The organism is Rhodococcus wratislaviensis (assembly GCF_900455735.1).
GTDB classification, from domain to species: Bacteria; Actinomycetota; Actinomycetes; order Mycobacteriales; family Mycobacteriaceae; genus Rhodococcus_F; species Rhodococcus_F wratislaviensis.
On the sequence record NZ_UAUI01000021.1, the window covers coordinates 81,576 to 106,394 of the forward strand.

General features: G+C 70.5%; 15 protein-coding genes. All 15 read right to left on the reverse strand.

Annotation, left to right across the window (positions count from 1 at the left end):
• Nucleotides 1-13: 13 nt before the first annotated feature.
• Genes DTA22_RS22285 through DTA22_RS22355 form a run of 15 tightly spaced genes read right to left on the reverse strand, consistent with a single transcriptional unit; the run spans nt 14 to nt 24,770 of the window.
• A complete protein-coding gene (locus DTA22_RS22285; protein ID WP_112300983.1) occupies nt 14-9,157 on the reverse strand; it encodes a non-ribosomal peptide synthetase in 9,144 nt (3,047 codons plus the stop codon).
• Complete coding sequence (locus DTA22_RS22290) at nt 9,144-10,715, reverse strand: amino acid adenylation domain-containing protein (RefSeq protein WP_112300922.1); 1,572 nt, start codon at nt 10,713-10,715, stop codon at nt 9,144-9,146. The genes DTA22_RS22285 and DTA22_RS22290 overlap by 14 nt, the downstream gene beginning before the upstream one ends.
• A complete protein-coding gene (locus tag DTA22_RS22295) occupies nt 10,712-11,764 on the reverse strand; it encodes an HAD-IIIC family phosphatase (protein WP_112300923.1) in 1,053 nt (350 codons plus the stop codon). Before DTA22_RS22295 ends, DTA22_RS22290 begins: the two co-directional genes overlap by 4 nt.
• On the reverse strand, nt 11,761-12,771 hold the full coding sequence (locus DTA22_RS22300) for a 3-oxoacyl-ACP synthase (RefSeq protein ID WP_112300924.1): 1,011 nt from the start codon (nt 12,769-12,771) through the stop codon (nt 11,761-11,763). The genes DTA22_RS22295 and DTA22_RS22300 overlap by 4 nt, the downstream gene beginning before the upstream one ends.
• Entirely contained in the window at nt 12,768-13,865 is a 1,098-nt protein-coding gene (locus DTA22_RS22305; RefSeq protein WP_112300925.1) for an acyl-CoA dehydrogenase family protein, read from the reverse strand. The genes DTA22_RS22300 and DTA22_RS22305 overlap by 4 nt, the downstream gene beginning before the upstream one ends.
• A complete protein-coding gene (locus DTA22_RS22310; protein WP_037230727.1) occupies nt 13,862-14,161 on the reverse strand; it encodes an acyl carrier protein in 300 nt (99 codons plus the stop codon). Before DTA22_RS22310 ends, DTA22_RS22305 begins: the two co-directional genes overlap by 4 nt.
• 44 nt (nt 14,162-14,205) lie before the next feature.
• A complete protein-coding gene (locus DTA22_RS22315) occupies nt 14,206-15,348 on the reverse strand; it encodes an LLM class flavin-dependent oxidoreductase (protein WP_112300926.1) in 1,143 nt (380 codons plus the stop codon).
• Complete coding sequence (locus tag DTA22_RS22320; protein ID WP_112300927.1) at nt 15,345-16,259, reverse strand: LLM class flavin-dependent oxidoreductase; 915 nt, start codon at nt 16,257-16,259, stop codon at nt 15,345-15,347. The genes DTA22_RS22315 and DTA22_RS22320 overlap by 4 nt, the downstream gene beginning before the upstream one ends.
• A 2-nt stretch (nt 16,260-16,261) precedes the next feature.
• Entirely contained in the window at nt 16,262-17,059 is a 798-nt protein-coding gene (locus DTA22_RS22325) for a DUF1684 domain-containing protein (RefSeq protein WP_112300928.1), read from the reverse strand.
• Entirely contained in the window at nt 17,056-18,420 is a 1,365-nt protein-coding gene (locus DTA22_RS22330; RefSeq protein WP_112300929.1) for an NtaA/DmoA family FMN-dependent monooxygenase, read from the reverse strand. Before DTA22_RS22330 ends, DTA22_RS22325 begins: the two co-directional genes overlap by 4 nt.
• A gap of 4 nt (nt 18,421-18,424) precedes the next feature.
• Nucleotides 18,425-19,561 carry an LLM class flavin-dependent oxidoreductase gene (locus DTA22_RS22335; RefSeq protein ID WP_112300930.1) on the reverse strand — a complete coding sequence of 379 codons (1,137 nt, stop codon included), beginning with the start codon at nt 19,559-19,561 and terminating at the stop codon, nt 18,425-18,427.
• Nucleotides 19,554-21,233, reverse strand: a complete 1,680-nt coding sequence (locus DTA22_RS22340; protein ID WP_112300931.1) for a dipeptide ABC transporter ATP-binding protein — start codon at nt 21,231-21,233, stop codon at nt 19,554-19,556. Before DTA22_RS22340 ends, DTA22_RS22335 begins: the two co-directional genes overlap by 8 nt.
• Nucleotides 21,230-22,150 (reverse strand): ABC transporter permease, encoded by a 921-nt coding sequence (locus tag DTA22_RS22345; protein WP_112300932.1) that lies wholly within the window; start codon nt 22,148-22,150, stop codon nt 21,230-21,232. Before DTA22_RS22345 ends, DTA22_RS22340 begins: the two co-directional genes overlap by 4 nt.
• Nucleotides 22,143-23,132 carry an ABC transporter permease gene (locus DTA22_RS22350; RefSeq protein ID WP_112300933.1) on the reverse strand — a complete coding sequence of 330 codons (990 nt, stop codon included), beginning with the start codon at nt 23,130-23,132 and terminating at the stop codon, nt 22,143-22,145. Before DTA22_RS22350 ends, DTA22_RS22345 begins: the two co-directional genes overlap by 8 nt.
• A gap of 3 nt (nt 23,133-23,135) precedes the next feature.
• Entirely contained in the window at nt 23,136-24,770 is a 1,635-nt protein-coding gene (locus tag DTA22_RS22355; RefSeq protein ID WP_037230736.1) for an ABC transporter substrate-binding protein, read from the reverse strand.
• Nucleotides 24,771-24,819: the final 49 nt, after the last annotated feature.

Below are 24,819 nucleotides of genomic sequence, written 5' to 3' on the forward strand. Positions count from 1 at the left end.
TCCTCCCGGCTGCTCAGAACTCGTAGGTGGCGGGCGCGGACGCCTCGCCCGTGTCGGTGGACTGCGAAATCGCCTCGGCCTGCGCCGCCACGGTGACGAGGTCGAACAGCTGGCCCACCCGCAGCGCTCCGGGCCACCGCTCGTCGAGACGACGCTGCAGTTCCACGACGCGATGCGAGTTGCCGCCGACGTCGAAGAACCCGTCTTCGGGACCGAAGTCGTCGTGCCCCAGCACCGCCGCCCAGTACTCGGCGACCGACCGTTGCAGCGCGGTCCAGCGTTGCCGCGACTCGCCGGGCGCAGGCTCCGCCTCGGAGACGAGTGCGCGCAGCGCGTTCTCGTCCACCTCGCCGTCCGCCGTTCGCGGGACCGCACCGAGTGCGACGAACCGCGTCGGAACCGATCGGGCGTCGAGCCGCCCGGCGCTGAACGCCCGCAGGTCCTCCGCCATCGGTAGCACGGCTGCCGCGGCCGCCGGGACCCAGAAGGCGGTGACGCCGGCCGCGGTCGTGAGGACCACCGCCTCGCGGACTGCCGGGTGGCTCTCCACGACGTCCGTGACCGAACGCGCCGGAGACCCGGTGGCGCCGACGCTCAGCAGTCGTCCGGACCGGTTCCACCGCGCGAGCGTTCCCGTCCGGACCATCCGGGAGCCCGGGGCGCCGAACGGATTCGCCACGAACGTCGTGGCCGCCGCCCGCGCCGAGGTGTGGTGCTCCCGCGTATCGGCCACGTACACGGCGCCGGTCACGCCTTCGGGGATGAGCTGCAACCGGGGATCGAGCACGACGGTCTCGGCCGCGGCACTCCATTCGCGAATCCGGGTGCGCTCGTCCGGGGCCAGCACGTCGACGTCTCCGACGGCGACACCCGGATCCGCGACGAATGCCGCGAGGATCCTGGTGAAACGATCGGCCAGGGACTGCACGGTCGCCGCATCGAAGAGGTCGGTGGCGTAGGTGAATCCTGCCGTCATCCCTTCCGGTGTTCCGGAGTCGTCGTACTTCTCGCGCACCGTCAGCTGCAGGTCGAAGAGCGACACCTCGACGTCGGGTTCGAGGACTTCGGCCTCCAGGTGTGGGAGCGCGAGATCGGGGTGCTCGGTGTTCCGGAACTCGAGCAACACCTGGAACAGGGGTGAATGCGACTGGGACCGAGGCGGGTTCAGCGCCTCGACGACCCGCTCGAACGGCACGTCCGAGTGGGCGTAGGCCGCGAGGTCGGTCTCGCGGACCCGTGCGAGCAGATCCTCGAAAGTCCCCGACACGTCGGTCCGCAGGACGAGCGTGTTGACGAACATCCCCACCACGTCGTCGAGGACGGCCTCGCCGCGGCCGGCGACCGGCGACCCGATCACCACGTCGCCGGTACCGCCCGAGCGGACCAGCAACACGGCGAGGGCCGCGTGCACGACCATGAACACGGTGCACCGCCGGGTCCGCGCCAACGCCACCGCGTCCCGGTGCACGTCGGCTCCGATCGCGAACGTCACCCGGTCGCCGGACGCAGAGCGCCGCGGCGGGCGGTCACGGTCCGTGGGCAACGCGGTCACGGCCGGCGCGTCGGAAAGGGTGGATCGCCAGTAGTCCAGTTGGCGCGACAGCAGGGAGTCCGCATCGTCCGCCGAGCCGAGGAGTTCCCGCTGCCACACTGTGTAGTCGGGGTATTGCACCGGCAGCGGCTCCCATCCCGGCGTGCAGCCCTCGGTCCGCGCGGTGTAGGCCGTCATCACGTCGCGGGCGAGCGGAACCATCGAGAACCCGTCGGCCGCGATGTGGTGCACCACCACGACGAGGACGTGCTCCCGGTCGCCGAGTGGGAACAGCCTGGCCCGCATCGGGACTTCGGTGGCGACGTCGAAGCCCGCGGACACGAGTTCCGAGATCTGTTCGCGTACCGCATCGTCGGACGTCGACACGGTGAGCTGCGCGACGTGGCCCGCACCGACGATCACCTGAGTGGGTCCCGAATCGCCGTACGGGTACCGGGTGCGGAGCGATTCGTGCCGCTCCACCACGTCGGCGAGCGCGGCGGTCAGTGCGTCGACGTCGAGGTCACCCGACAACCGGACGATCATCGCGACGTTATACGCGGGCGAGGACGGGTCGAACTGATTGAGGAGCCACATCCGGTGCTGCGCCCACGACAGCGGCACCGGGTCGGGGCGCCGGGGCACCGCCACGGCGGGCCGGGCCTCTCCGCCCGCGGTCTCGCGCGCGATCCGCGCCGCGAGCGCCCGCACGGTCGGGGTCTCGAACACGTCCCGCACACCGACATCCGTGTCGAGCGCGGAGTTGATCCGCGCGACCACCTGCGTCGCAGTCAGCGAGTTGCCACCGGACGCGAAGAAGTCGTCGTCGGCACCGACGACACCGCCCCCGAGAACCTCGGCGAACACGTCGGCCACCGCGGACTCGAACGGTGTGCCGGGTGCACGGAAGATGCGGGGCGCGAATTCGGGGTCCGGCAGCGCGTGCCGGTCGACCTTGCCGTTGGCCCCCAGCGGCAGCCGGTCGAGGACCGTCACCGAGGCCGGCACCATGAAGGGTGCGAGCACGGACCCGGCGAACCGCAGCACCTCGGTCGTGTCGAGGTCCGCGCCGTCCTCCGCCGTGACGTATCCGGCGAGGACCGCCTCCGCAGCGGGCGTGCGGCGGACGACGACCACCGCCTGCGCGACACCGGGGCAGCGGGTGAGCGCCGCCTCCACCTCCCCCGGCTCGACCCGCTGGCCGCGCAACTTGACCTGGAAATCGTTGCGGCCCAGATATTCCAGCCGTCCTTCCTTCGTCCATCGCATCAGGTCGCCGGTGCGGTACATGCGGGAGCCGGGGTGGTCGAACGGGTTCGCCACGAACGAGGCGGCGGTCGCTCCTGCCCGCCGGTGGTAGCCGCGCGCCAGCCCCTCCCCCAGCACGTACAGCTCACCGACCACACCGACCGGCACCGGACGCAGCCACTCGTCGAGGACGAGTTCGCGGACACCGCGCATCGGGTGGCCGATCCGCACGGGGTCGCCGGGTGTCATCGGGTCGCCGATGTTCGACATCACCGTCGTCTCCGTCGGACCGTAACCGACGAGCAGGGTGCGCCCGGACGCCCAGCGAGCCAGCAACTCCGGCGGGCAGCGTTCGCCGCCGACGACGAGCGTGCGGAGCAGGCGCAGTCCTCGCGGGTCGATCGTGGCCAGGACCGCCGGGGTGGTGAACGCGTGCGTGATCCGCTCTGCCGCCAGCAGCTCCGTCAGGGCGGCGCCGCCGTACACCTGGGGCGCCGCGATCACCAGTCGCGCACCGGCGCCGAACGCCATCAGGTATTCGAGCATCGTCGCGTCGAACCCGGGTGAGGCGAGATTCAGGACGCGCGAGGCGTTCGTCGTCGCGTACCGGGCGCGCTGATCGATCGTGAAGTTCTGCAACCCCGCATGGGGGATCACGACGCCCTTCGGTGCCCCCGTCGACCCGGACGTGTACATCAGATACGCCGGATGGCCCGGTCGCAGCGGCACGACCCGGTCGTCGTCGGCGATCGGACGGGACTCCCAACGCCGCGTCGGACCGGGATAGTCGAGGAGCAGCCATTCCACGCCGTCCGGCATCCGGTCACGCTGTTCGGCGACGGTGAGTCCGGCGACCGCCCCGCAGTCGGCGAGGATGTCGGCGATCCTCCCCGGCGGCAGACTCGGATCCACCGGCACGAACGACGCACCCGACTTCGCCACCGCCCACACCGACACCACCAGTTCCACGGACCGGACGAGCCCGATCGCCACGTGGTCCTCCGGTCCGATTCCGCGCCGGATCAACACCCAGGCCAGGCGGTTCGACCAGTCGTCGAGTTCGCGATACGACATCACCGCGTTGCCGTACGACAGCGCGACGGCGTGCGGGTCCCGGGCGGCCGCGGCGGAGAGGATCTCCGGCAGCAGCCGGGTCGTGCCGGTGGGCCGCCCGCGCACCGGGACGAGTGCCTCGCGTTCGCCGGGGGACAGCAGATCGAAGTGGGCCAGCGGAACGTCGGGGTCGGCGACCATCGCGTCGAGGAGCCGCACGTATCGTTCGGCGAACTTGCGGACGGTCGCGGTGTCGAAGATGTCGGTGGCATAGGTGAATCCCGCGCTGATCCCGGCGGGTTCCCCGTCCTCCCCGAATCGTTCGGCCAGGGTCAGCTGCAGGTCGAACGTGGAGACGGAGACACCGAGGTCGATTTCCTCCACGTCCAGTTCCGGCAGGCTCGGGGTGGGCCGCACGACGTCCTGGAATTCGAACAGCACCTGGAACAACGGCGCGTGGGCCGTGGTGCGCGGCAGAGCGAGTGCCTCGACCACCCGCTCGAACGGCACCTCCGCATGCGCGAACGCCTCCAGATCGCGGTCCCGCACGGCGGCGAGCAGCGCGGCGAACGAGTCGGCGCCGTGCACGGGGGTGCGCAGTGCCAGGGTGTTGACGAACATCCCCACCAGGTCGTCGAGCACGGCCTCACCGCGGCCCGCCACCGCGGATCCGATCACCACGTCGGTGGTGCTTCCCAAGCGGGACATCAGTACCGCGAACACCGCGTGCGTCACCATGAACACGGTCGCATCGTGTTCTCGCGCAAGGGCTACCACCTTCCGGTGGAGGCGCTCCCCGATGTCGAACGACTCCCGCGCGCCGGCGAGCGACCGGTGTTCGGGACGTGCGCGATCCATCGGCAGGTCCGTCACGACCGGCGCATCGGCGAGCGCGGAACGCCAGTACCCGAGCTGGCGGGACATCAGGGAGCCGGGATCGTCCTCCGATCCGAGCAGTGCCCGCTGCCAGATGCTGTAGTCGGCGTACTGCACCGGAAGCGGCACCCAGTCCGGCGCGTGTCCCCGCGCCCGGGCGGTGTACGCGGACGTGATGTCCCGGGCGAGCGGGCCCAGCGACAGCGCGTCCGCCGCGATGTGATGGACCACCAGGGCCAGGGCGTGATCGTGTGGTCCGGCCTCGAACAGGTGCGCCCGCAACGGAACCTGCGCGGTCACCTCGAAGCCCGCCGACAGCGCCGCCGCGAGCCGGTCCCGCAGGTCGCTCTCCCCCGACACCGTGACCGCGCGGAGACCGGGTACCGCGTCCGCCGCCGGGATCACCGACTGCACGGGCGTGTCGCCCCGCATGGGGAAGATCGTCCGCAACGCCTCGTGCCGGTCCACGACGTCGGTCAGCGCCGTGTGCAGCGCCGCGACGTCGAGGGGGCCGCGCAACCGGAAGGCCGCCGCGATGTTGTAGGCGGGTGACGTCGTGTCGAACTGGTCGAGGAACCACATCCGCGTCTGGGCAAGGGACACCGGCGCCGCCGCGGATCGGTCCGTCGCCACGAGCGGCGGCCGGTCGGCCGAGTCCGCCCGGCTCACCCGAGTCGCCAGCGACCGCACCGTCCGCGCTTCGAAGACGTCGCGCACTCCCACGCCCGCACCGAGCACACCCTGGATCCGCGCCACGACCTTCGCCGCGATCAGCGAGTTGCCGCCGAGCGCGAAGAAGTCGTCGTCGACGCCGACCGCGGGCACGCCGAGCAGCGCGGCGAAGATGACGGTGAGCGACTCCTCGACGGGAGTGCCCGGTGCCACGAATTCGGCGCGAGAATCCGTGACGGGCGCCGGAAGTGCCGCCCGGTCCACCTTCCCGTTGACGGTCAGCGGCAGCCGCTCGAGGACCGTCACCGAGGCCGGGACCATGTACGACGGCAGCGCGCCTCCGGCGAATTCCAGCACGGCCTCCGGGTCGACGATCGCACCCGCCTCGGGCACCACGTACGCCGCGGGCGCCGGGCCCGTCACCGGATCTTCGTGCAGGGTCACCACTGCCTGCGCGACCCCGGCACACCGGCCCAGCACCCATTCCAGTTCGCCGAGTTCCACCCGGAACCCGCGGATCTCGACCTGGAAGTCGTCGCGTCCGAGGTAGTCGAGACCCCCGTCGCGTCGCCACCGCACGACGTCCCCGGTCCGGTACATCCGGGCACCCGACGCATCCGCGACGAAGCGGGACGCCGTGAGCCCGGCGCGGCCCAGGTAGCCGCGCGCGACCTGCGGTCCCGCCACGTACAGTTCGCCCGCCACACCGACCGGCACCGGATGCAGCCGCGCGTCCAGCACCGACACCCGGAATCCGGGAATCGGCCGCCCGACCTTGCTCGTCCACGCGGCCGCGGCGAGCCCGCGACCGAGCGGGAGGTGCGTGACGTGCACCGTCGTCTCGGTGATGCCGTACATGTTCACGAGCACGGGCGCACCCTCGTCGCGGCGGGAGTACCAGCGTTCGAGTTGCCCGAAGTCGAGCGCTTCGCCACCGAGTACGACGTACCGCAGCGGCGGTGTGCCCGCGCCGTCCTCCGCATCGGCGACGTCGATCAACTGCGAGAACGCCGTCGGGGTCTGGCTCAGCACCGTCACCCGCTCGCGGCGCAGCAGCGCGAGGAACGCGACGGGCGACCGGGTGGTGTCGAAGTCGACGACGACGAGCGTCCCGCCGTGCAGAAGGGCACCCCACAGCTCCCAGACCGAGAAGTCGAATGCCGGGGAGTGGAACATCGTCCACACGTCGGTGTCCCCGAAGCGGAACAGATCCCGGGTGCTCGTGAAGAGCGAGACCACGTTGCGGTGTGACACCGCAACGCCTTTCGGCCGGCCCGTCGATCCCGACGTGTAGACGACGTAGGCCACCGAGTCCGGATCGATCGGTGCCCGTTCCGCGTCGGTCAGCGGGTCGGCGGAGCCGCCGCCGAGATCCGTGTCCGTCGGATCGAGGAGCAGAACGGGGACGTCCGATGTCGGCAGCGCGGTCGCGGTGTCGCGGGTGGCCAGAATGCACATCGGGTGGGCGTCGTCGAGGACGAGCCCCGAGCGCTCACCGGGATGGTCCGCGTCGATGGGGAGGTACGCGGCCCCGGCCTTGACGACCGCCAGGAGCGCGACGACGAGCGCCGCCGACCGCGGCATCGCGACCGCGACCGACGACTCCGGACCCACCCCCAGCGAGAGCAGGCGCCGCGCAAGGCGGTTCGAGCGGGCATCGAGGTCGCCGTAACTCATGCGCTCGCCACCCGACACGACTGCCGCGGCGTCGGGGCTCCGCGCTGCCCGGGCGGCGAACAGCGCACCGAGTGTCGTCTCGTCGGCGGCATCCGCGGGCCGGGACGACCAGTCCCGCAGCAGGGCACGTTCGGCCGGTTCGACCAGGTCGATGTCCCCGATCACGTCCGACGGATCCGCGGCGGCCTCGGCGGTCCGCACGAACCGCCGAGCGATTCCCTCCACGGTGGCGGCGTCGAACAGGTCTGTCGCGTAGGTGAATCGGGCCGTCGTGTCCGAAACCCGCACCCGCAGATCGAGGTCGCCGAGTTCCCCGCCCTGATCCGAGAATTCGAGTAGCACCTGGAAGAGCGGTGCGTGCGACCCGGACCGCAGCCGGTCGAGCGCGTCTGCGATTCGGAGGGCGGGCACACCGCGGTGTGCGAACGCCTCCGCGGCCGCGACCCGCACCGTGTCGACGTACTCGCCGAAGCGGTCCGAACCGCGCACGTGGGTCCGCACCACCACCGGGTCGGTGTCCGTCCGCCTGCCGATGACGACGTCGTCGGTCCGGGCCGATCGTGCCAGCACCAGCGCCAGCACCGCATGGATCACGGTGGCGGCGTCCGTGCGGTGTGCGGCCGCCCACGCTTCCAGGCTGCGCCGCAGATCCGGGTCGAGTGCGACGTCGACGGCGGCGCTGCGATGGGACGGCCGTGCGGGCCGCGGACGGTCGGTAGGCAGGTCCAGCACCGGGGGCGCGTCCGCCAGTGTGCGCGTCCAGAAGTCGAGCCGGGCCGTCTCCTCGTGGACGGTGCTGAGCGCGGTGTCCGCGTCGGCTGCGACGAAATCGCCCAGCAGTCCCAGGAATTGCCGGTGATGCGCGTCGACCTCGTCGGCGTCGTACCGGTTGGGGTTGGCCAGGAAGTGAACGAAGGTCCGGACCGGCGTGCCGCTCCGGTACACGTTGACGAGCAGGTCCTCGACCGGCCCGGACGTGACGATGTGGTATTCGCCGACGAGCGACCCGAGAGCGAGTTCCTGGTGGAAGAGCATGACGTTGACCATCGGACCCGACAGTGTCTCCGCCGCACCGGCGCCCGCGTCGCGCCGGATGTCGCCGAGCCCGAAACGCTGGTGTCGCAGCGCGCCCATCAGGTCGAGTTGCACCCGCTCCACCAGCTGCCCCACCGTGTCCTCGGGGCGGATCTGCACGGGAAGCGGCACGACACCCGCCACCATTCCGCCGGACCGTCGCAGCGTCGCGGTGGTGCGCGCCGACACCGGGATCTTCACGAGCACGTCCCGGCGTCCGGTCGTCCTCGACAGGTAGCAGGCGAACGCGGCGATGATCTTCGCGGTCCCGTGGGCGCCGGCGTCGCCGAGCGCACGCTCCGCCGAGTCCGGCAGGGGTGCGGTGACGTCGGTGCTCGTGGCAACCGCGGGCCCGGTCCGCCGGGCCAGGGTCGACCCGGGTCCGAGGCCGCCGACCCGTTCGGCCCAGAACTGCCGGTCCGCGGCGAAGCGGCTCGACGACCGGTACTGCTGGTCGGCGTCGTACAGATGCCGGGGGTCCACGGCCTCGTTGGGCGGCAGTTCCCGGTCGAGCACCTCCGCGGTGTAGCGGGACGCGATGCGGTTGAGCATCGTCATCGCACCGTAGCCGTCCAGGGCGACATGATGAATCTTGCTGTACCACAAGTAGTGCGCGTCGCCGACGCGAAGAATCGACGATTCGACGAGGCGGTCGCGAGTCGGATCCAGTGGGATCTCGCAGTCGGCGCGGATCCATCGACGGGCGGCCTCCACCGGTTCGGCGTCCCCGCGGAAGTCCATCAGGCCGATCGACCGGTCCGCCGACGGATCGACCAGTTGGAACGGCTGACCGCCCCTGTCGATCAACCGGAGAAAGGGCGACCCGAATTCGTCGGCGGTCGCGACGGTGGCCTCGCGCAGGAGGTCGACGTCCAGGTCGCCGTGCACCTCGACGTACTGGGCGATGCACAACGGCACGTCGGGGGCCAGTTGCTGGGCCAGCCACGCCTCATATTGGGCCGAAGACAGCGGGAACGGTGCGTCCGCGCGGCCTGCGGCCTCGGTATGGTGCTCACGCAACGCCACCACCTCCGCTGGGCAGCAGCCGGCGCAACGCCGCCTCGTCCACCTTGCTGCTCGGTGCGAGCGGAAGGGCACCGAGCGCGAGGAAGCGGTCGGGCACCGCCTGCGCGACGAGCCGCTCGGCGCAGTGCGCGATCAGGTCGCGCGGTGTGGGCAGTACGGTCGCCGCGGCCGCGGGCACCCAGAACGCGGTCAATACCGTCTCCCCGTGTTCGTCGGCGGTCGCGAGAACCACGGCCTGGTGTATCGCGGGGTGACTCTCCAGGACCGCCTCCACCGCGTGTCTCTCGACCCGGGCGCCGCGCACTTTCACCTGTCCGTCGAATCGGCCCCGGAATTCGATGTCGCCGTGCGGATCGACGCGCGCGAGGTCACCCGTGTGATACATCCGGGCACCCGGCCGCGCCGCGAAGGGGTCGGCGACGAAGCGGGCCGCGGTGGCGGCCGGGCGGGACGCGTACCCCTCGGAGATCTGCGGACCGCCGATGTACAGGTCCCCGACCGTTCCGTACGGCACCTCGACCAGTTTCGCGTCGAGGACGTACGCCGTGCTCGCCCCGAGTGGTCTGCCGATCGGCGCGATCGAGGCGGGCACGTCGCGCACTGGATGAGCCAGGCAGCTGACGGTCGTCTCGGTCGGACCGTACTCGTTGCTCAGCGGGACCCCGGACAGCACCGCTCGATGCTGTTCGACGAGCGTGCCCGGAAGGGCTTCTCCCGCAAGCGTCACCAACCGCAGACGTTCGCGCAGCGGGGTGAGATGCGGCAGCAGCAGCCGGTAGAAGGAGGGGGTCGCGACCAGGTGGGTGGTCCGCCACGTCCGGGCGAGCGCGGCGACGGCCTCGGCGTCCATCAGTTCGCGGGCGTCCGGGAGCACACTGGTGCCGCCGGTGCACAACGCCCACAGGGTTTTCAGCAGGGAGCCGTCCCACGTGAGGCGGAACGCGGAGAACGTGACGAGGTCGCCGTCGTCGAAGTCGTAGTTGCGACCGTCGACCATGCTCGCGAGGTTGGCGCGGCTCGCGACGACGGCCTTGGGGACGCCGGTCGACCCGGACGTGGTGATCACGTAGGCGGCGGCGCCCGCGGGCACGTCCTCGGGAAGATCGGCCCGTTCGGCGACGGGCGGGTGGTCGGCGTCCCGGTCGTGCAGTGCGGGAACACGTCCGCCCGCACTCCGGGCGAGTTCCCGGACCGACTCCGGCGACGTCTTCGGATCCGCGGACCCGAAGACGATGGCACCGCAGTCGATGTCGCCGAGGAGCGCGCGGAGTTGACCCACCGGATGGCCGGGCTCGATGACGCACCACGCCGCACCCAGCCGCAGCGCGGCGATCATCCCCACCACCGTCTCGACGCTCTGCCGCTGGTGGATCAGCACCACCCGGCCCGGCCGCACGCCCAGGGCCGCGAGTTGCCGCGCCAGTGCCTCGCTCACCGAATCGAGTTCGCGATACGTCAGCGTCCGGTCGCCCACCACGATCGCGATCCGGTCGGGAACCCGCGCGCACTGGCGGAGGATCCCGGACATCACCCCACCGTTCGCGACCACGTCCGTCATGGCGCCACGTCTCCCGAGAGGACCGCGACGTGATCGGCGTTCGGTGCGCCGGCACTGCGAACGTCACTGCACAGCAGCAGCATCCGATCGGGGGTTGGGTCGACCACGTCGAAGCCCGCGAATCGCAGGGTCACCAGCATCACCCGGTTGACGTCCGTCGGCACGAACTCGGCGAGCGCCCGCCTGCCGTGGGTGCGTGCCCGCTCGACGACGTGCCGGATCAGCGCGGTCCCGACCCCTCGGGACATCACCCGGCACGACATCAGCAGCAGTTGCAGGACGGAATCGTCGCCGCGGATCTCCGAGACCGCGAGACCGATCGTGCCGTACCCGCCGAATCGGTCGCCGAGCGACGCGACGAGCACCTCGTGGTCGTCCGAGGCGCACAGCCGGCGCAGTTCGTCGATGCCGAAAGTCCGGCCCGTCGTGTTGAGTTGATGAGACCGCACGGTCAGTTCGTGGGCGCGTTCGAGGTCGTCCTCGGTCGCCCGGCGGACCGTCATGACCAGTTCGAGCGACGCCAGGAATTCGGAGTTGGACCCGCGGAACTCCTGTTCGCTCACCTGACGGATCCGTTCGGCGCGATACAGCGACCTCCGCTGCCTCGCCTCCTCGGTGACGGCGGGCGGCGTCAACTCGGGAAGGTCGGGGAACGACGCGATCTGCTCGGCCGGATAGCAACGCACCGGGGGAAGCGCCTCGGACACCTCGGCCCGCTCGACGGGATCGTTGTCGACGAACGCGATGGTGTCCAGACCCAGATTCAGTGTCTCCGCGATGCGGCGCACGGCCTCCGACTTCGGGCCCCAGCCGACGTCGACGGCGCAGAACAGTTCCTCGATGCCGTGCATGCGCAGGTGCGCGGCGGCGGGTTCGTATTCGCCGCGGCTCGCCACGGCGTGCAGGATGCCGCGGCGGTCGAGCACGTCCAGGGCGCGGAGGGCGTCCGCTTTCGGCACCGGGGCATCCTGTTCGAGGACGACGCCGTCCCAGATGGTGTCGTCGAGATCCCAGACCATGCACTTGACCGTCTGCGCCATCGCGATCACTTCCCGTGCCCGGGTCGATCCGGCAGGCGCCGGAGCAGTGCGCTGCTCCACGCCGCGACCGGGCTGCTGTTCATGATCACGCAGTAGTCGCCGGGCGCCTGTGCGGACGCCGCGCGCTCGAGGTTCGCCGCGACGTCGACCGATCCGAGGTGGCCGAACCGGGCCAGGTTGTCGCGGCAGACGGGATCGATGGTGACATCGAGCGCCTCCTGCCAGAACGCGAACGCACCGAGCGACAGGTTCTGCATGAGAAATACGCCGATCGCGTCCTGCTGCAGCCCGTTCCGGGCCAGCAGGTCCGCGTTGATCTCCGTGAACCTCTTCCGGCTCTCGACCGCGAGGCGGAACGAGTACGTGGGTTCGTCGGCGCATTCCTCGACCCAGTCGGCTTCGCGGACGTCGCGGTAGTCGATGTGGAACAGGTCGGCGTATTTTCCGTCGCTGCGGATCATCTGGTCGACGAGTTCGTAACGCCCGGTCCCCGACGTCGTCAGCAGGACCGCGGCGGCGCCGTCGCCCAGGAGCGTCATCGGCGACCGGTACCGTGACCGGGTCGGTGTCTTCGCCGCAGCGACGACGAGGACGTTCTGGCAACGGGGGTCGCCGCGGAGCAACGCCGACGCGAGCGCGAACGCCGCCGAGACGGACACGCACCCGAGGTCCCCCACACCGGTGGTGAACGCCTGGGTCGCGCCGAGCCGGTGCTGCAGCCGGGTCGTCTCGGATGCGAGCAGATACTGCGGAACCCGGCCCTGGACGAGCAGCAACGCATCGAGCTGGGTGGCGTCGAGGCCCGCCGTCCGGAGCACCTCGTCGGCCGCGGCGTGCGCCAGATCCACCTCGGAGAGCCCGATTCCGATCCGCACCGTGTCGATGCCCAGAGACAAGGCGTGCTCGCGCTGAGCGATCGGCAGTTCGTCGAGCTCGGGCAGGCCTGCCACGGTCACCTCGTCGTCCGGGAACCAGAGCGCTACCGAATCGATCGTGACCGGTCTGTCAGCGGTCATCGCGCACCTCCCCCCAGCACGTACTCACCGATCTGGAGTTCGGCGACCTCCGTCGCGCCCTCGATGATCTGCATGACCTTGGCGTCGCGGAAGAAGCGACCCACCCTGCTGCCGGGGGCGCATCCCGCGGCCCCGAGCACCTGGACCGCCTGCTGGCTCACCGACGCGGCGACCCGGGCCGCGGCGTACTTCGCGGCGATCGTCGTGAACAGCGCGCTCGGCTCGTGGGCATCGCGTTGTTCGGCGGCCCGTTCGCACAGCGCGCGGGCGCCGGCGGCATCGACCCAGCTGCGACCGACGATCGCGCGGACCGAGTCGTGCTCGGACAACACGGCGCTGCCCTGCACCCGGGTGGAGGCGTGCGCGACGGCGTCGGCGATACACCCGCGCGCCATCCCGGCGCACCCCCAGGCGATGGTGTACCGGCCGTGGTCCAGGGCGGTGCCGACGACGTGGGACAGTCCGAATCCGGGCGGTGCGATCAGGTGGTCCGCGGGGACGACGACGCCGTCCAACGCGACGTGTGCGATCCGGGCGCCGCGCATACCCAGCTGTCCGTGGACCGGTTCGACGGACACTCCGGGTGAGTCTGTTTCGACCAGCGCGGTCGTCAGCCCGGCCTGCGACCGGCCGAGGACGAGCAGTACGTCCGCGACCTCGCCGAACGTGACCCACAGTTTCCGTCCGGAGATCCGGTGATCCGAGCCGTGCGCCTCGAAACTGGTAGTCACAGAGGAGAGGTCGCTGCCGGCGCCGGATTCGGTGGCGGCGAATCCGGCGAGGAGTTCGCCGGTCGCCAGGGCCGGCACCCACTGCGCCCGCTGTTCGGCGGTGCCCCACCGATCGAGGGCGGCGTTCACCATCCCCTGCACGGTCAGCAGCGAGCGCAACGACGTGCAGACCGCCCCGAGTCTTTCTGCGACCGAGCCGAGTTCGGCCGCGTTCAGGCCGAGTCCCCGGCAGTCCGTCGTCCGATCCAGCCCGAGGACTCCCGCCCGCGCGGCGGCCTCGATGACGTCGACCGGCAGTCCGGTCTCGTCCCAGCTGCCGGCGTCGGTCTCGGCGGAGGCGACAAGTGTGTCGATTCCGATCACGGCGACGCCCCGTCCGTCGCACGAAGCTGCTCGCCCCGCTTTCTCCGAATGAAGCCCGCCACCCGCGTTGCGGTACGGAAGTTGTCGAGATCGAGATCCTCCACCTCGACCACGACGTCGTGGGAGCCCTCGATGTACGTGACGATCTCCAGGGCCCGCAACGAACTCACCAATCCCAGGGTGAAGTAGTCGTCGTCGGGACCGAGTTCCGTCGACGTGATCGAGCTCAGGTACTTCCGTAACTGCTCGACCAGCTCGTCATGGGACCCGGGCACAGGGGCATTTGCTGTGTCCATGCGCCTGGGATTCCCATTTGGACCAGCGTTCAATCATCGTGCTCTCAGGCGGCCAGCAGACCCGGCAGTCCCCACTCCGCCGCGAGCAGCTCGTAGGAGCGCAACCGGTCGCCGTGATCGTGGGTGACGCTGGTGATCACCAGTTCGTCGGCGTCGGTGAGCCTTCGCAGACTGTCGAGTCGGTCCGCAACGGTGGCTGGTGCCCCCACGAACTGGGTGATCAGCCGGTCCTCGACCGCCGCGCGTTCCGTCTCGCCGATCGGTGCCGTGTGCGCCGGGTCGGGATACGGGATCGCACCGTGCCCGCTGCGGATGCTGTGCGTCCAGTGTGCGAACGTCGACGCCAGTTCCTTCGCGGTCGCGTCGTCCTCCGCCACGACCGCGTCGGCGGAGACGACGACGTACGGCTTCTGCAGGTTCGACGACGGGCGGAACGCGGCACGGTAGGCCTCGACCGCCGCGAGGGTCGTCGACGGGCTCACGTGGTAGTTCGCCCCGAAGGGCAACCCCAGCCGGCCGGCCAGTTCGGCGCTGGGCCCCGCACTGCTGCCGAACACCCACACCTCGACGTCGGCGCCTTCGCCGGGGCTGGCGTGGAGCTCGATCCCGTCCGGGGTGCGGTACGTGCCGCCGAGCAGTGCCAGGATGTCGTCGACCTGCTGGTCGAATGCGGGCGACAGCGCGCCCGGTTGCTGGAGTACCGACTGGGCCGCCGAGAGCCGCGGAGACAGCAGGAGCCCGGACGGATCGAACGGTGCCGGGATCACGACGCCGTCGCGGATCTCCGTCTCCCGGCGGGGCGGGGCCGGCTGGTTGTTGCGCTCCGCAACCGCTTTCAGCGCCTCGGCCCGCCGCTGACCCGACCTCCCGAGTCCGAGGTCCAGGCGACCCGGATACAGCGCGTCGACGGTGCCGAACGCCTCGACCACGGCCGCCGCGGTGGTGTGGCCCAACTGCACCGCGGCGGCGCCGACCCGGAGCGTGCTGGTCGCCGCGGCCAGGATCCCGACGAGCACGGCCGGCGACGAACTGGCGACGCCCACGAAGTGGTGTTCGGCAACCCAGTACCGCTTGTATCCCCACGCTTCGGCGTGCCGGGCCAGGTCGACGGTGTTCCGCAGCGCGGTGCGGGCGGTGGCGCCCTCGCTGACGGGCGACAGATCGAGGACGGACAACGGAGTGGTCATGAGGGCACCTTCTGGAGAGAGCGGGGATTGACAGCGCGATGGTTGCGCGGGGCACCGAGTCCGAGGTGCTGCCGCAGCGTGGCGGTGGTGTATTCGGTGCGCAGAACGCCGCGGTCCCGGAGCAACGGCACCACCGTGTCGACGAACAGGTCGAGTTCGCCCGGGGTGAGGTGGGAGGGCAGGACGAACCCATCCGCTGCGTCCCCGCGGACCCACCGGACGATCCGGTCCGCGACGGACGCGGCGGTGCCTGCGAACGTCGCGGCGGACAGAACCTTCACCGCACCGGCGGGCCTGCCGGCTTCGACCGTGCGGCGCGCGAGGTCGTCGTAGAACGCGCGACCGGCCTCGAACGTGCCGAGCGGCGCGAGGATCACGTCGCCGTGCCGGGCGGCGAGATCCCGGGCCTGCGGGCCGTCGCCCGACACGATCACCACCGGTTGCGCCTGCGGGCTCCGCGGGACGGTGAAGCGTCCACCGATGTCGAAGTGCCTGCCCCGGTGGTAGAACGCCCCGGCGGTGGGGTCCGAGACGAATCGCCCCGCGCCGCGGTCGACCGTCACGACCCCCTCGGCCCAGGAATCCCACAGCGTGCGAGCGGTGTCGACGAACTCCGCGGCCCGCTCGTCGCCGGGAGCCGGCGTGTTCCACGCCGCACGGCCGCCGGACAGGTGATCGAGTGAGGCCAGCCGGCGGGCCACGTCGTACGGTTCGGCGGAGGTCGTGTCCAGCGTCGCCGCGAGCCCGATCGCGTCGGTGAACCCGGCCAGCGCGTTCGCCGCGGTGACACCGTCGGCGAGGAAGAAGTCGAATCTCCCCCGCTCCGCGGTGCGGGCGGCATGCGCGAGGACGGCGAAGTCCGTCCGGCCCGCGGGTGCCGCCGCCCCGAGCACGACCTGCTTCTCGGCCATGCCTACCGCGGGTTCTTCTCGCCGGCCTCGACCGCGAGCGTCAGCCGGTTCTCGGCGGGCGCGACCGGGCAGGTGGCGTAGTCGGTGAATGCGCACGGCAGGTTGGCCGCCCGGTTGAAATCGAGGACCACCCGGCCGTCGGCGGCGGGGGCGACCACGGCCAGTGACCGCGCCGCGGGGTACGTGCTGACCCCGCTGGTGGCATCGGTGAACAAAACGTGCAGGCCACCGTCCTTGCCGGCGAACGCGACGAGTTCGTGTGCGGCGCCGTCGTAGTCGAATGCCAGCGTCCCCAGCGCCGTGTGGTGGTGCTCGAGTCCCTCGACGACCGCACCCGTCGTCACGACGCGGGACTGGGGGAACGGGGTGAACGTTCCCGGCACGGCCCACTGCCGCGCAGGCAGGAACGTCGGGATTCCGGTGAACGCGGCGAGGGTGCCTGCCTCGGGGTCGTGGATCCGCAGGGCGACGTCACCGGTTCTGCGGATCACCTCGATGTTGCGGCTCCCGTGCCGGACGAGCAGACCGGGTGCACCCTCCAGAGGTGCGAGGGTCGCCGTGCCGTCGACCGCGTCGCCATCGACCTCGAGACCGGCGTCGGCGGTGGCCGTGATCACCACCCCGTCCGCATCGGCACGCCACTTCCCGGGCAGGTCGGGGAACGTCGTGTCGGTCTCGACGAGCCAGTGCAGGGCCGTGAGACTCAGCCATCCCAGCGGGTCGCGGAACGACTCCTCCCGCGCCGAATGCCAGTCCTGCCAGTCCTGCTCGAATGTCGCGCCTGCGGTGACTGCGGTCATGATGCCCGAACTCCTTCTGTCTGGTGATGCGGATGGCGCAGTCCGAGATGGCTGCGCAGGGTCGTCCCCGAGTACTCGGAGCGGAAACTGCCGCGGTTCTGCAACTCCGGGACCACCGTCTCGACGAACTCGTCGAGCCCGGCCGGAGTGAGGTGCGGTACCAGGATGAAGCCGTCGCACGCGTCCGCCTGCACGTAGCGGTCGATCTCCTCGGCCACCTGCGCGGCGGTGCCGACGAACTGCTGGCGGGTGGTGACCGCGATGATCAGTTCACGGATGCTGAGCTTCTCGGCTTCCGCCTTCGCCCGCCACGCGGCGGCGATCTCGCGTGGGTCCTTCGCGTGCCGGACCCGGCCGCGGGTGATGTTCGTGTCGTCGGTGGGTTCGACGTCCGGTAGCGGACCGTCCGGGTCGTACGCGGAAAGGTCACGACCCCACACCTGTTCGAGGAACGCGATCGCCGTCTGTGGGCCCACCTGCTGGTGCCGGATGTGATCGGCGCGCTCGGCCGCGTCCGCCGCGGAGTCGCCCAGCACGAAGGTCGCCGCGGGCAGCACCTTGAGGTCGCCGTGGCTGCGCCCGTACTTCGCCAGCCTGCCCTTGACGTCCGTATAGAACTTCTGGCCGTCCTCGAGCGATCCGTGAATGGTGAAGATCGCATCCGCTTGGGCCGCGCCGAATTCGCGGCCCTCATCGGAGTCACCGGCCTGCAGCAGCACCGGATGCCCCTGCGGGCTCCGGGGAATCGTGAACCGTCCCCGGATGTCGAACTGGGAGCCGGAGTGGGTGACGTCGCGAATCGCGTTGTCCGCGGCGAACACTCCCCGGGCGCGGTCGATCTGCAGCGCATCCTGATCCCAGCTGTCCCAGAACTTGCGGGCGCCTTCGATCAGTTCGCCTGCGCGGACGTACCGGTCGGCCTTGTCGAGGTATCCCCCGCGCCGGAAGTTCTCCCCCGTGAACGCGTCCGAGGACGTCACCATGTTCCATGCGGCCCGGCCGTCGGACAGGTGGTCGAGCGAGGCGAATTGCCGTGCCAGCTCGTACGGTTCGTTGAACGTGGTGTTGATCGTCCCCGCCAGGCCCAGATGTGTGGTGACTCCGGCGAGCGCGCCGAGCACCGTCAACGTGTCGGGCCGGCCCACCACGTCGAGGTCGTGGATCTGTCCCCGGTGCTCACGCAGGCGCAGGCCCTCGGCGAGGAAGAAGAAGTCGAACAATCCGCGTTCGGCGGTCTCCGCGAGGTGCACGAACGAGTCGAAGTCGATCTGACTCTTCGACTCGGGGTCGCTCCACACGGTGGTGTTGTTGACGCCGGGAAAGTGCGCGGCGAGATGAATCTGCTTGCGCTGGTTGCTCATGATGTCAGTCCTGCCCGGCGAAGTGATTGACGGGACGGGTGAAGCCGAGCCGCTCCCGGAGCACTCCGCTGTCGGGCGCTCGGTCGCCCGGGCGCAGCAGCGGCAGGACGCGCTCGGTGATCTCGTTCAGGCCGGACGTCAGCGCCAGCGGCCGGAGGGTCACGCCGTCGACGCCCCCGGCGCCCACCACGTCGGTGATCAGGCGGGAGAGTACCGGCGCGTCGCCGCGGTGGAGAATCGACGCCGGCTCGTACCGGCTGCCGGACCAGTTCTCGAGCTGCGCGAGGTCGCGTTCCGCCGCGTCGGCGGTCTCGGCGATCACCACCTCGACGTCCAGCAGGATCCGCAGCGAGGCGGAGTCCCGGCCCGCCTCGGCGGCGGCACGTCGCACCCGGTCCGCGGCGTCACGTGCTGCGTCCACGGTGGGCGCGCCGATGCGGATCACGTCGGCGCGCGCCGCGGCGACCCGGGTGGAGTGCTCGTCCCGCGCACCGATCACGATCAGCGACTGCCCCTGCGGCGATCGCGGCGTGATCGAGGGACCCTTCACGGAGAAGTGCGTGCCCTCGAAATCGATGTAGTGCAGCTTGTCCCGGTCGATGAAGCGGCCGGTGCGCACGTCGCGGATCTCGGCGTCGTCCTCCCAGCTGTCCCACAGCAGGCTGACGACCTCGATCGCGTCGGCCGCCTCCGCCCACAGGCTCTCGGCATCCTGTGCGTCCTTGCGCCCGAACAGATTCGCCTGCGCCTGACCGGCCGACACGTCCACCTGCCATCCGGCGCGGCCGAGCGACGCGTGGTCGAGGCTCGCGATGGCCTTGGACACGTGGAACGGTTCGGTGTGGGTGACGGTCACCGTCGGAACCAGACCGATCCGCTCGGTGGACGCGACGGCCCGTGCGGCGATCGCCACGGCGTCCAGTTGTCCACGCTGATCGGAGTGTCCCGTCGTGGCGATCGCGAAGGTATCGCCGACGAACGCGAGGTCCACTCCGGCGGAGTCGGCCTGCCCGAGCAGGCCGGTCCAGTAGCCGGCGGTGAAGAGGTCCTCGGCGCGCGAGTCCTGACGACGCCAGGACTGCGGATGGATCCCCGTGCCGTACAGATCGACGGCGACGAGCGGGTCGTGTGGCTCAGGCATGAATCGATTCCTCCAGCTGTGCAGAACGTGAACGCACGACGGATCGTCCCGGGATGGCGTCGAGCAACTGCCGGGTGTAGTCGTGGCGGGGATTGTCGAATATTTCTGCCGCGGTGCCCGATTCGACGATGCGGCCGGACCGCATCACCGCGACCGTGTCGCTGATCTGCCGGACCACGGCGAGGTCGTGTGAGATGAACAGGTAGCTGAGCCCGAGGTCCCGCTGCAGGCGCTCGAGCAACCCGAGGATCTGCGACTGCACCGAGACGTCCAGCGCCGACACCGGTTCGTCGAGCACGACGAGTTCGGGGTGCAGCGCGAGCGCCCGGGCGATGGCGACCCGCTGCCGTTGGCCGCCGGACAGCTCGGCCGGTCGGCGTTCGAGGTAGGTGCGCGGCAACGCGACCTGCTCGAGCAGTTCGGCGACTCGTGCCTCCCGTTCCGCCCGGGTGCCGACACCGAACGCACCGAGCGGTTCCGCCACGATATCCGCAACGGCCAGCTTCGGATCGAGGGACGCATAGGGGTTCTGGTACACGATCTGCACTCGGCGGCGCAGGGCGCGCAGCGCGCCGCCGCGCAGGGTGGTGATGTCCCGGCCGTCGAACTCGACGCGGCCTCCGGTGGGAGACTCCAACCGGATCGCGATCCGGGCCACCGTGGACTTGCCGGACCCCGACTCCCCCACCAGCGACAGGGTGCGCCCGCGGGGGACCTCGAACGACACGTCCTGGACGGCGTCGATGGCCGTGCGCCGATCGATCCGGAACGTCTTGGACACCCCGGACACCCGCAGCAGGACATCGGGTTCGGCTCCGCCCGCCTCCGCGGCGCGGCTGGGCCCCCGCCCCACCGAGAGACTCGGCGCCGCGGCCAGCAGGGTGCGGGTGTACTCGTGCTGGGGGTTCTCGAGGATCTCGCGGGTGGGACCCGCTTCCACCACCTCACCCTGGCTCATCACCACGATCCGGTCGGCGCGGTCGGCTGCGACACCCAGATCGTGCGTGATCAGCAGGACCGCGGTGCCGGATTCGGCGATCCGCGCGTCGAGGTGATCGAGAATCCGGCGCTGCACCGTGACGTCGAGTGCGCTGGTCGGCTCGTCCGCGATCACGAGTTCGGGGCTGCACGCCAGCGCGATCCCGATCAGGACGCGCTGCCGTTGCCCGCCCGAGAGGTCCTGCGGGTACTGTCTCGCCCGCACCTCGGGCTTGTCGATCCCGGCTTCGGCGAGAATGCGCACCGCCTCGACGGCGGCCGTCCGCCGGTCGGCGAGACCGTGGATCCGGAGCACCTCGGCCACCTGGGCGCCGACCCGCAGGACGGGGTTGAGCGACGTCGTCGGGTCCTGGGGAACCAGGCCGATCCGGGCGCCGCGGACCCGTCCGAGTGCGCGCTCCGACTTGGTGTCGAGACGCTCACCGTCGAACGTGACGGTGCCGGCGACGGCCCGCCCGGATCCGCTGAGCAGCCCGAGGATGGCGTGCGCGGTGGTGGATTTTCCGGAGCCGGACTCGCCGACCACGGCCACCACTTCGCCGCGCGAGACCGTGAGGTCGACGCCCTTCACGGCCACGACGGGATCGCTCACGCTCCCGTACGCCACCCGCAGTCCGGAGACCTGGAGGAGCGGCGCCGTGGTGCCTGCCGCAGCAGTAGTAGTCGAACTCATCGCACTTCCCTCTGTTCGAGTGCATGTCCGAGTCGGTGCGCCGACAGCACGACGGCCACGATCACCAGTCCGGGCAGGGTGGTCATCCACCACGCGGTGGCGAGGTAGTTCCGGCCCTCGGAGATCAGCGAGCCCCACTCCGGGGTGGGCGGCACCGCGCCGAACCCGAGGAAGCTCAGCGACGACACCGCGAGGACCGCCATCCCGAACTCGACGGCGGCGAGTGCCACGACGGGCGCGTACGAATTCCGCAGAACGTGGCGGCGCAGCACCGTGTGCCAGCGGACACCCGACGCGAACGCCGCCTCGACGTACAGCGACCGGCGCACGCGCAGCACCTCCGAACGCATCACGCGGGCGAAGTTCGCGATCAGCGACACGCCCACCGCGATGGCCACGTTGACCGTGCCGAACCCCAGCGCGGTCACCAGAGCGAGCGAGAGCAGCAGGGCGGGGATCGACAGGAGGACGTCGACGACGCGCATCAGGACGGCGTCCAGCGCGCCTCCGACGGCACCGGACAGCAGGCCGATCAGCGAACCGACGACCAGTGCGATGCCCACGGCCAACAACGTTGCGGTCAGCGACAATCCGGCGCCGTGGACCACGCGGGTATACACGTCGCGGCCGATGTTGTCGGTGCCGAACCAGTGCGCGGCACTCGGCGCCTGCAGTTTCTGGGCGGGCACCCCGACCAGCGGGTCGCCGCTCGCGAACACCGACGGCGCCACCGCGAATCCGACCGCGACGAGGAGCACGGCGGCCGAGGCCACGAGCACGAGATTACGACGCAACCACGTCACCACGCGGCGTCCGCGGCTGTCCGACTCGGACGCGATCACGGGCGGCGGTTCGACCGGCGGAGTGCCGAAACCCTCGGCCTCGTCGATCAGTTCCCTGGTGAGGATGTCAGACATGAACCTTCTCCTCCACATCCGCGCTGCCGCTGCGGTCCGAACTGCGCCTGCCCTCGACGATCCGGGGATCGATCAGCGGGTAGAGCAGATCGACGGCGAGATTGACGAGTACGTAGACGACGGAGCTCAGCACCACGATTCCCTGGACCACCGGAATGTCCTGCGCCATCACGGACGTCTGGGTGAGCCGCCCGACTCCGGCGCGCGAGAACACCGTCTCGACGACGACCGATCCGGCCAGCAGATTCCCCACGAGCACACCGGCGATGGTGAACGCGGGAATGCTCGACAGGCGCAGCGCGTGCCGGGTCTGGATCTGCCAGCGGGACGCGCCCTTCGCCCGCGCGGCTTCGATGAACGGCTGCCGCCACGTGGTCTGCAGACTCGCCGCGAGCACCTGGGCGATCACCGCGCCGGTCGGCAGCGCGAGCGTCACCGCGGGGAGCACCAGCGTCGCGATCCCCTGGTCGCCGAACGCCGGAAAGGCCTTCAGCCGGAACGAGAACAGCTGCAGCAGAATCAGTCCCACCCAGAACGTCGGCACCGCGACACCGAGCGGAGGCAGCGAGAACAGCAGATTCCGCACCCAGTGGACCCTGGTGTAGGTGGCGAGGAACGCGACCGCTGCCCCGAACACGACCGCGAGGAGCAGCGCCGCGGACGCCAGCGCGAGCGTGCTGGGGACCGCGTTCCCGATCGCCTCGGTCACCGATTGCCCGGTGGCGATCGAGTACCCGAAGTCACCGCGGACGGCGTGGCTCAGCGAATTCCAGTACTGCACCCACACCGGCTGGTCGAGGCCGTACCGCGCCTGCAGCTCCGCGACGGCGGCCGCGTCGACCGTCGTTCCGGCGGTCGCCGAGTCGACGGCGATGCTCACCGGGTCGGACGGCAACAGGAACAGCACGGCGAACGACACGGTGAACGTCGCCCACAGGACGGCGATCGCCTGCAGCACGCGTAGTCCGAGGTAGCGAATCATGGCTCAGCGTCCGCTGATCCAGGTGTCGAAGAACTGGAGCCGGGCCGAGGCCTCGAACTTCAGGTCCTGCACGTTCGGGCCGGCGCCGATCGCCTGCGACAACTCCACCGTGGGGATCCACAGGCCGTTGTCGAGCACCTGCTGCTGGGCGTCGGCGACGAGCGCGCTCCGCTCGGTGGTGTCGGTGGTGGCGAGCTGCTTCGCGAGCACGGCGTCGAGCGCGGGAATCGGTCCGCGGTTGTTCAGGTTGCGGCCCTCGAGTCCGAACTGGGTGCGGAGGATGTCACCGTCGGCGCGGGTGCTGTTGTAATAGGTGGCGTCGAAGTCCTTGGCATTCTGGCGAGCGGTGGCCTCCGGGGTGGACACGAGATTCAGCTGCAGATCCACTCCCACCTCTTTGAGCTGCTGCTGCACCAGTTCGAGGATGGCCTGGTTGCCGGCGAACACGGAGCTGAACAGAACGGGGAAGCTCAGCTTCTGACCGCCCTTCTCCCGGATGCCGTCGGCACCGGGAACCCAGCCCGCCTGGTCGAGGATCGACTTCGCCTTCTCCGGGTCGAATGTCACGTCCGGCAGCGCCACGTAGCCGGGGGTGCGGCTGGCCAGCGTGCTGGTGGCGGGCTTGAAGTTGGGCCCGAGCACGGTGTCGACCAGTTCCTGCCGGTTGATCGCCGGGACCAGCGCACTGCGCACGACCGGATCGACGAGCGGTCCGCGAGTCACGTTGGGCTGGAAACCGAACGGCGTCCCGGGGTTCGACGTGGTGAGCACCTGCCCGCCTGCGCCTTCGATCTGCGGGGCATCCTGCGGCAACGCGTCACTGATCGCATCCAGCTGTCCCGAGGACAGGCTGCCCGTGCGGACACCGGATTCGGGCACGACACTGAACTCGATGGTGTCGAGGTAGGCCTCGCCGTCGTGGCCGAACACGTCCGAACCCCAGTTGTATCCGGCGCGCTTGGCGAGGGTCACCGACTTGTCCTGTTGGTAGTCGGCGTACGTGAACGGTCCGGTGCCCGAGATGTTGCCGGTGCACCGCTCTTCGGCGGACTTCGCGACGGACGCATCGGACAGGATGCCCAGCTGCGGGGTGGACGACGCCTGCAGGAACTGCGCGTTGGGTGCGGCGAAGTCGACCTGCGCGGTCAGCGGGTCGATCACGGTGGTTCCGGTGTACCCGGCGAGGTAGCTGGCACCGAGCGGGGCCTTGGCGCCGGAGAGGGTGTTCACGATGGCGTCGAGATTCTTCTTCACCGACTCCGCGGTGAAAGGCGTTCCGTCACTGAACGTCACCCCCTCCTTCAGGTGGAACGTGAAGGAGGATGCGTCGGCGTCGGTTTCCCAGCTCTCGGCGAGCCACGGCTTCAGTTCGCCCGTCTCCGGGTCCTGGTCGGTGAGCGAGTCCACCACCTGACGAGCCACGTAGATCGTCTGATTCGTGCCCGACTGCGCGGGGTCGGCGCACGTGGGTGCCTGGGAGAGGCCGTAGCGGAGTGTGCCGCCCGGCTGTGCGGGGCCCGCATCCGCGGAGGAACTGCTGGAACCGCCACCGCAGGCGGTGAGCGCCGTGGCCAGCACGGCGGCGGCGCCGATACCTGCTGCGATGCGGGCACCGCGGTGGGGCGAGGACAAAAGCACTGATGGCACCGAGAACTCCGTGATCTCGAAGAAGTGCCGTGCGCGCTGC

What these genes read in the sequence shown, in the direction of transcription:
- DTA22_RS22290 (WP_112300922.1), bottom strand. Translation starts at nt 10,715, where the DNA reads ATGACGGACGTGGTCGCGAACGGTGGGGTGATGTCCGGGATCCTCCGC.
- DTA22_RS22300 (WP_112300924.1), bottom strand. Translation starts at nt 12,771, where the DNA reads ATGACCGCTGACAGACCGGTCACGATCGATTCGGTAGCGCTCTGGTTC.
- DTA22_RS22310 (WP_037230727.1), bottom strand. Translation starts at nt 14,161, where the DNA reads ATGGACACAGCAAATGCCCCTGTGCCCGGGTCCCATGACGAGCTGGTC.
- DTA22_RS22315 (WP_112300926.1), bottom strand. Translation starts at nt 15,348, where the DNA reads ATGACCACTCCGTTGTCCGTCCTCGATCTGTCGCCCGTCAGCGAGGGC.
- DTA22_RS22320 (WP_112300927.1), bottom strand. Translation starts at nt 16,259, where the DNA reads ATGGCCGAGAAGCAGGTCGTGCTCGGGGCGGCGGCACCCGCGGGCCGG.
- DTA22_RS22325 (WP_112300928.1), bottom strand. Translation starts at nt 17,059, where the DNA reads ATGACCGCAGTCACCGCAGGCGCGACATTCGAGCAGGACTGGCAGGAC.
- DTA22_RS22330 (WP_112300929.1), bottom strand. Translation starts at nt 18,420, where the DNA reads ATGAGCAACCAGCGCAAGCAGATTCATCTCGCCGCGCACTTTCCCGGC.
- DTA22_RS22335 (WP_112300930.1), bottom strand. Translation starts at nt 19,561, where the DNA reads ATGCCTGAGCCACACGACCCGCTCGTCGCCGTCGATCTGTACGGCACG.
- DTA22_RS22340 (WP_112300931.1), bottom strand. Translation starts at nt 21,233, where the DNA reads ATGAGTTCGACTACTACTGCTGCGGCAGGCACCACGGCGCCGCTCCTC.
- DTA22_RS22345 (WP_112300932.1), bottom strand. Translation starts at nt 22,150, where the DNA reads ATGTCTGACATCCTCACCAGGGAACTGATCGACGAGGCCGAGGGTTTC.
- DTA22_RS22350 (WP_112300933.1), bottom strand. Translation starts at nt 23,132, where the DNA reads ATGATTCGCTACCTCGGACTACGCGTGCTGCAGGCGATCGCCGTCCTG.